General features: G+C 61.1%; 8 protein-coding genes and 1 pseudogene. 7 read left to right on the top strand and 2 right to left on the bottom strand.

Translation table 11 applies throughout. The features are described from left to right. The coding region (locus FLM9_RS01615; RefSeq protein ID WP_306806772.1) for a Fic/DOC family N-terminal domain-containing protein at window positions 1-295 on the bottom strand (295 nt) is incomplete at its 3' end. Window positions 296-547: 252 nt separating this feature from the next. Here FLM9_RS01615 and FLM9_RS01610 point away from each other — a divergent pair. The 7 genes and pseudogenes from FLM9_RS01610 to FLM9_RS01575 all read left to right on the top strand — a co-directional run bounded on the left by FLM9_RS01610 (window position 548) and on the right by FLM9_RS01575 (window position 5,394). Continuing rightward, window positions 548-2,035 (top strand): cytochrome P450, encoded by a 1,488-nt coding sequence (locus FLM9_RS01610; RefSeq protein WP_180365265.1) that lies wholly within the window; start codon window positions 548-550, stop codon window positions 2,033-2,035. A 119-nt stretch (window positions 2,036-2,154) separates the two neighbouring features. Then, the gene (locus FLM9_RS08330) at window positions 2,155-2,739 is read left to right on the top strand and encodes a type I restriction endonuclease (RefSeq protein ID WP_218969717.1); all 585 of its coding nucleotides are present in this window, start codon (window positions 2,155-2,157) and stop codon (window positions 2,737-2,739) included. A gap of 17 nt (window positions 2,740-2,756) precedes the next feature. Beyond that, window positions 2,757-3,197, top strand: coding sequence for a hypothetical protein (locus FLM9_RS08325; RefSeq protein WP_074456956.1), 441 nt, complete (start codon window positions 2,757-2,759; stop codon window positions 3,195-3,197). Between the two features lie 20 nt (window positions 3,198-3,217). Continuing rightward, a complete protein-coding gene (locus FLM9_RS01595) occupies window positions 3,218-3,427 on the top strand; it encodes a hypothetical protein (RefSeq protein WP_143324547.1) in 210 nt (69 codons plus the stop codon). After that, complete coding sequence (locus FLM9_RS08320) at window positions 3,424-3,711, top strand: SprT family zinc-dependent metalloprotease (RefSeq protein WP_074456954.1); 288 nt, start codon at window positions 3,424-3,426, stop codon at window positions 3,709-3,711. Before FLM9_RS01595 ends, FLM9_RS08320 begins: the two co-directional genes overlap by 4 nt. Next, window positions 3,600-4,339, top strand: a pseudogene (locus FLM9_RS08695) (YgjP-like metallopeptidase domain-containing protein). The gene FLM9_RS08320 and the pseudogene FLM9_RS08695 overlap by 112 nt, the downstream one beginning before the upstream one ends. After that, window positions 4,222-5,394, top strand: a complete 1,173-nt coding sequence (locus FLM9_RS01575; protein WP_102135447.1) for an N-acetylglucosamine-6-phosphate deacetylase — start codon at window positions 4,222-4,224, stop codon at window positions 5,392-5,394. Before FLM9_RS08695 ends, FLM9_RS01575 begins: the two are co-directional and overlap by 118 nt. Here FLM9_RS01575 and ppk1 read toward each other — a convergent pair. Next, window positions 5,379-6,640, bottom strand: a 1,262-nt coding sequence (gene ppk1 / locus FLM9_RS01570; protein WP_102135446.1) for a polyphosphate kinase 1, incomplete at its 5' end; no start/stop codon positions are given. The two genes, FLM9_RS01575 and ppk1, sit on opposite strands and share 16 nt — an antisense overlap.

The raw sequence follows: 6,640 nt of genomic DNA, 5'->3' as shown, positions 1-6,640 counted from the left end.
CCTCGTCAAGCTCAAACACCAGAAGGTCGGACAGGGAAGACTGGGTTCCCTCGATCTGCGACGACAGCAGGGCTTCCCGTCGCAAGTAGGCATACAGGAAAAGGCTGAGTTCCGGGACCAGTACGGAGACCCCGTCCAACCGCCCACAGGCAAGGAGCGCTGCATCGTGCAATGCCCCCAGCGAAGGGCTCCAGGTCAATGGTGGGACAGGTGGCAGAGGATCGGGCACAAAGGCTTGAACCACCTCTCCTGCCGTGGTTGTGGTGACCGCATGGCCAGTGGCGCCTCTGCCCATGGAGACTGCTAGGAAAGAGTGCTGAATAAGCGATGATCTTATTCAAGGATAGGGGCATCTCCTTGAATAGTCACCAGGGGGTCCCGGCCGGGGGGTGGATTCAGACCCACTGTCCTGGGGACCTGACCAGTCCGTAAGGAATCCATGAATGCTTCACCTGCCTGCTATGTTGCATGGACCCTCCCCTCTGGTGGCCCAGGGGCGCGCCTCATTTCTCCAATGCAGCCAAAAGATTGGCAAAAGGACTTCCCAGTGGCAGAACCACAACCCTTCACCCAACCCCATGAGTTGCCGGGACCCTATGGTCCGCCGCTGATTGGCCATCTCCTCCAGATCAGCAGCGAGCAGTCTCACCTGACCCTTGAACGCTGGGCGGAGCGCTACGGCTCCTTGTTCCAGATTCGTCTGGGGCGGTCCCGATTGGTGGTGGTGTCCGACCACAAGGTGATCCAGCGGATTCTGGAGCAGCGCCCACAATCCTTTCGACGGAACTGTGTCATTGAGGACAGGTTCAGCGAGATCGGGATCAATGGACTGTTCACGGCAGAAGGGGAAGATTGGCGGCGGCAGCGGCGGACTGTGGTGGCTGCACTAAGCCGCACACGGCTCGCCAGCTTTTTCCCCAGGCTTAAAGCCACGACAGCCCGTTTGCAGCGACGATGGGAGGGGGCGGCGGATGGGAACCAGTTGGTGGACGTCTGCCGTGATCTGACGCGCTTCACGGTTGATGTCACCATGCAGTTGGCTTTTGGCGTTGACCCCAATACATTGGAGACGCCGGGTCCCGTGATCCAGCGCCACCTTGAAAAAATTGGCCCGGGCTTGCAGCGGCGATTTTTCACGCTTTTCCCCTATTGGCGATTGATCCGCCTGCCACCGGACCGGGCCCTTGACCGTGCCGTGAAGGCGCTGGATCGGGAAGTGGAGGTCATCATCCGCGCCACGCGGGAGCACATGGCAGCCCACCCCGGCCATGGGCCCACCAACTTTCTGGAGGCCATGCTCATGATTGCAGAACATGAAGGCTCCAACCTCACCAGCGCAGACCTGTTGGCACACACAAGCCAGTTGCTACTCGCCGGGGAAGATACAACCGCCTATACTATGAGTTGGATTGTTCACTATTTCACCAGGTTCCCGGAGGCATTCGCCCGGATCCGCCGCGAAGTGGACGACCTGATTGCACCGGCAGCGGCCCTGGACAAGCTGGAACAGGCCAACCACCTCCCCTTCCTTGATGCCTTCTGCAATGAAGTCATGCGGCTGAAGCCCGTGGCCCCGCATATGGCGCTGGAGACGCTAGAGGATACCGAGATTCTGGGCTGTCTGATGCCCAAAGGGACAAAACTGTTTGTTCTGCTACGGTATGCGGCCACGAGGGAAGAACACTTTGCCGGTGGTGACTGCTTTGATCCCGAACGCTGGCTTCCCCAGCCCGCTGGCCATGGGAACCAACCTCACAACACACAGGCGTTTGTCCCCTTTGGGGCCGGGCCGCGGATCTGCCCAGGCCAGCATCTCGCCATGCTGGAAATTCGGGCGGTTCTCGCCATGCTCTGCCGGAACTTTGACCTGAGGCCCGTCAGCCATGGCAAGGAGGTGAAGGAAAAGATGGCCGTAGTCATGCGACCAGACCACCTTCACCTGCGCTTGAAGCGGCGGTCCCTGGCCAGCAGTGTCCCTACTTGCGCTCCGACTGCCATGGCGGCGTCCCGGTCGGGCGCATCGCATGACCTTTAACCCCACCGAAAACACCAATCCCAGATTCCCGCCCTTCAACTGCTGGTTGGCCCTGGGCTTCAGGCCCCTGTCCCAGGCTGAAGCGCTGCGGCTGCGGGGGTGGACGGCGGCGGAACGTGGTGCTGGACGGCATCCTGGTGGAGCAACTTATGGGCATGAACCGCTTCACCCACCGTGGCCATGGCTACGGCTTTGATCTGGAAGATGCCCACGAGGCCATGGGGCGCCTCAAGCCCACTCCAGACCAACAGAAGGGGCTGCAGGGCACCAACCAGGATATTTACGACACCCTTGTGCTGGGTACAACCACCACCAAAACCATTGGCGGCGACAGCAAGAGCTACACACTGCGCTTCGTTGACTGGGAAAATCCCGCCAACAATCTGTTCCACGTCACGGCGGAATTTGCGGTGGAAGGAACGACCTCCGGCCAGGTGCAACACTGTGACGTGGTGGGTTTTGTGAACGGCATTCCGGTGCTGGTGATGGAAAGCAAGCGGCCTTCCGAGTCTCTGGAGAAGGCGGATAGTCAACTGATTGGTTATCAACAAGCGGATAACATTCCCCAGCTTTTCCACTTCACCCAGCTTCTCATCACCATGAACCGGAGGGAGGCCCGCTATATGCCACGGTGGGAGCATCGTGTCAATTCTGGCACCCATGGCGGGACAAGGAAGATACCGACGCAGCCATTGCACCCCTGATTCACCGTGGCCTCTCGGTGGGAGAAAAGGAGGTGGTCTTTTCCGGTGACCTGGCCGCTGCTCGCCCCGGCTTTGAGGCCATGGCCGCAGCGGGGGATCGTGTCGTCACGCCACAGGATCACACGCTTTACAGTCTCTGCCGCCCCGAGCACCGGTTACCGGCAGCGGCGGTGTCTGCCGACGGCATCCAGGATCGCACGCTTTACGGTCTCTGCCGACCCGAGCGCCTGCTGGACATGATTCGGCAGTTCACGGTGTTCGATGGCGGAAGACGGAAAGTGGCGCGTCACCAGCAGGAGTTCACCGTTCGCCGGGCCAAGGTGGTGGCCCTGGCCCGCAAGGTGGCCGGCCAGGATCGCGGTGAGGGTGTGCCCCAGGTGCTTCAGGGCAACGATGATGCACAAGCCTTCTCGGCATCCTCAAGGAGCGCCTCTGTGGGAACCATGGGATCCAGGTGAATCATGGTGAGGTTGCCGCCATGGCCTTGGCCGTCATGGAGATCATCCATGCCCATCTGGTGGTGGGCATCTGGTCCAACGAAGGGGCGCAGAATGCCCTGCGCAAGGCCATGGATGACTTCTTTTTTGACGTGGTGCGGGATCAGAAGGGCATTGCTGTACCCGAGGAAGTTCTTGACCAGCTTCAGCGCACCATCATGGACTTGGCCTGCGCCCGGTTTGTCCGATGACCGGGGAGCATGGCCACCTGCAATACGGAGAGCAGGTCATCCCGTACCGGATCGTTCGCCGTCTCCACAAGACCATGGAGATCGCCATGGAGCCGGATGCATCGGTTGTGGTCGCCGCCCCCATGGAGGTCAGCATGGAGGCTGTGGCGGCCAAGCTCCGTCAGCGGGCGGCATGGGTCGTCAAGCAACAGCGGTATTTTTTGCCCAGTTCCTGCCGCGCACACCCCAGCGGCACTTCGTGGCCGGGGAGACACATCAATACCTGGGGCGGCACTACAGACTGAAAATTGTCCCGCACCATCAGGACGGCGTGAAGCTACTGCGGGGGGCATCCTTGTGCAGACCTGTCAACCCCATCAACCCGGCATCGCCAAGGATCTGGTGGAAGCATGGCACGGCCGTTGCGCCCAGGTCAAGTTCTTCGCCCAGCGCCTTGCCGCTTGCCGCCAGCGCTTCCCGGAACCCGATGCCTTCTGCCCCCATGGTCTCAGGTCTCATCATCCGCCATAGCCGGCGGCGGTGGGGATTCATGCTCCCCGGGGGCAGGCTATTCCTCAACCGTCGCTTGATCGAGGCGCCAGTGGTGGCCATTGACTACGTGATCACCCATGAACTGAACCCCGTCACGGTGCTGCCTTCTTCAAGCTGCTGGAGCGAGTCATGCCCGACTGGGAGCAGCGTAAGCAATGGCTTGAACAGTTCATGGCGTCAATCTATGGCGTCAATCGCCCGGCAAGCTCCCCATTCGGCTTCAGGCAAAATGAAGGCCCACAATGCAGGCTTGGCGGGCCGCCATGGCTGAATTGCACTGTCATCACCTCAGGCTGCCGGGGGAACCGGGCTTCTGGTGCTTCCGCCTGGATGAGCAGGGCATGGTCCGTGACGTGCGCCCCGAGCCGTCCCCTGCTGTAGAAAGCCGCCAGCCGCACCATTGGGACTGGCAGGGGGACTGGTTGAGTCCGGCGGCAGTGGACTTGCAGATCAACGGCCTGCAAGGCCTTTGGTTCGGCCACCTGGAGGCCGAGCAATTGGATTCCCTTCGTCAAGCCCTGGTGTGGCTTCGGCAGCAGGGGGTGGATGCCGTTTGTCCCACCCTGATCACGGGGCTGCCGGCTCGGTTGCGCCGGAGCTTGGTGCTGCTGCGCCGGGTTCGGCAGCAGCAGGGTGGTGCTGAGGCGCGTCTGCTGGGGGCCCATCTGGAGGGCCCCTTTCTGGCGGTGAACAAACGCGGCGCCCATCCCCGGCGCCATGTCCAATCCCTGACACTGGCGCACCTCAAACAGCTTATGGATGGATTCAGCACCGAGGACGTGGCCATGGTGACCATGGCGCCGGAGTTGGATCCCCGCCATGAAGCCCTGGACTGGCTTGTGGAGCAGGGCATTGTGGTGAGCCTTGGACACACGGAGGCCAACCAGATGCAAGCAACAGCGGCATTCGCGGCGGGGGCCCGCTTGCTGACCCACACGTTTAACGCCATGCCTCCCCTGCACCACCGTGCTCCAGGACCCATTGCCGCCGCCGCCATGGCATCCAAGCCGGTGTTCCTGGGGCTGATTGCGGATGGTGTCCATGTGGATCCTGCCATGGCCGTGCTGCTCACCCGCATGGCCCCCGGACGGGTGGTGCTTGTGAGCGATGCCCTGGCCCCTTATGGCTTGGCCGAGGGGCACTATCCCTGGGGTAGGCGCTGGATCACAGTTCGGCAGGGCACCTGTCGATTGGAAGGTGGCACCATGGCGGGCACCACCGTGGGCATCCTAGAGGGGGCGTGTCGGCTGGCGCGCTGGAGCCAGCAACCGGAGGAGGCGATTCTGGCGGCAACCGTGCGGCCACGGGCTTGTCTGGGGCATGGGGCCACGGTGGTCCAACATCTGCAGGGCACTGCCCTTTCCCGGCTGTTGCGCTGGCGCTGGCAGCCGCAGGCAACCCGTCTCGGTTGGGCCACGCCTCAACCCCGGTCTTGACGATCTTCGACTTGACGGTCGCTCTCCGGGACCATGGCGTCCGAGGGGTCCGCCCTCCCCTGGACGGCCTGCCAATGCTGAATCAAAACCTGTTGAGCGTCGCGCTCAACCTCATCCTGGTGCCGGGAAACCGGACTATAGGAGCCGTCAGGCCCCATCTGCCAGGCTCCGCAATTGTCTTGCAGGTAGAGGCTGAGAAGGATTTCCAGCTTCTGGCGCAGCAGGGGATCCTCAACGGGGGTCAAGCACTCCACCCGGCGGTCCAGGTTCCGGGTCATCCAATCTGCGCTGCCAATGTACACCTCCGGGTTGCCCCCGTTGCCAAACCAGAAGATGCGGGAGTGCTCCAGAAAGGGGCCAATGATGCTGACCACGCGAATGGATTCACTTAACCCCGGCACACCGGCCCGCAGAGAGCACATGCCCCGCACAACCAAGTCAATACGAACACCTGCCTTCGCAGCGTTGTAAAGTGCCTGGATGATGGCAGGATCCACCAGGGAGTTCATCTTGGCGCGAATGTGGCCTCCCCGTTGCGTGTTGGCATGCTTGATTTCCCGGTGAATCATGGCCTCCATGCGATCCCGCAGGGTCACTGGGGCCACAAGGAGTCTACGGAAACGCTGCTGTTTTCCGTAGCCCGTGAAGTAATTAAACAACTCTACCAAGTCTTGACCAATCATGGGGCGACAGGTGAACAGGCCAAGATCTGTATAAAAGCGAGATGTTTTTGTGTTGTAATTCCCGGTGCCAATATGAGCGTAACTGCGTACACCTTGCCGTTCCTTGCGCACGACCAGGGTCACTTTTGTGTGGGTCTTGTAACCCAAGACCCCATAGACCACATGAACACCGGCCCGCTCCAATTGGCGCGCCCATTGAATGTTGTTATCTTCATCAAAGCGCGCTTTCAATTCTACCAACGCCAACACCTGCTTGCCATGCTCCGAAGCCCGCTCCAGAGCATCCACAATCGCTGATTTCGGTGATAATCGATACAGGGTGAGCTTAATGGCCAGCACCTCCGGGTCATCAGCCGCCTGGTTGATAAACTCCTCTACAGAACTGGTAAATAGATCATAGGGGTGATATACTAACACATCACCACGGCGAATCACATCAAAGACGCTCTCGAACTCCTCCTGGGGGAAGGAGCCATCCGCCAGCAGGCTTTTCTGGGCGCGACGAAAGGGCGGCGGCAGCCGACCACGGTGGGGGGGATACCGCAACCCAGGTTGAGGGGTAG

It is taken from the genome of Candidatus Synechococcus spongiarum, from assembly GCF_900047545.1.
GTDB classification, from domain to species: Bacteria; Cyanobacteriota; Cyanobacteriia; order PCC-6307; family Cyanobiaceae; genus Synechococcus_B; species Synechococcus_B spongiarum_C.
This window is presented reverse-complemented; position numbering and strand designations above follow the sequence as displayed.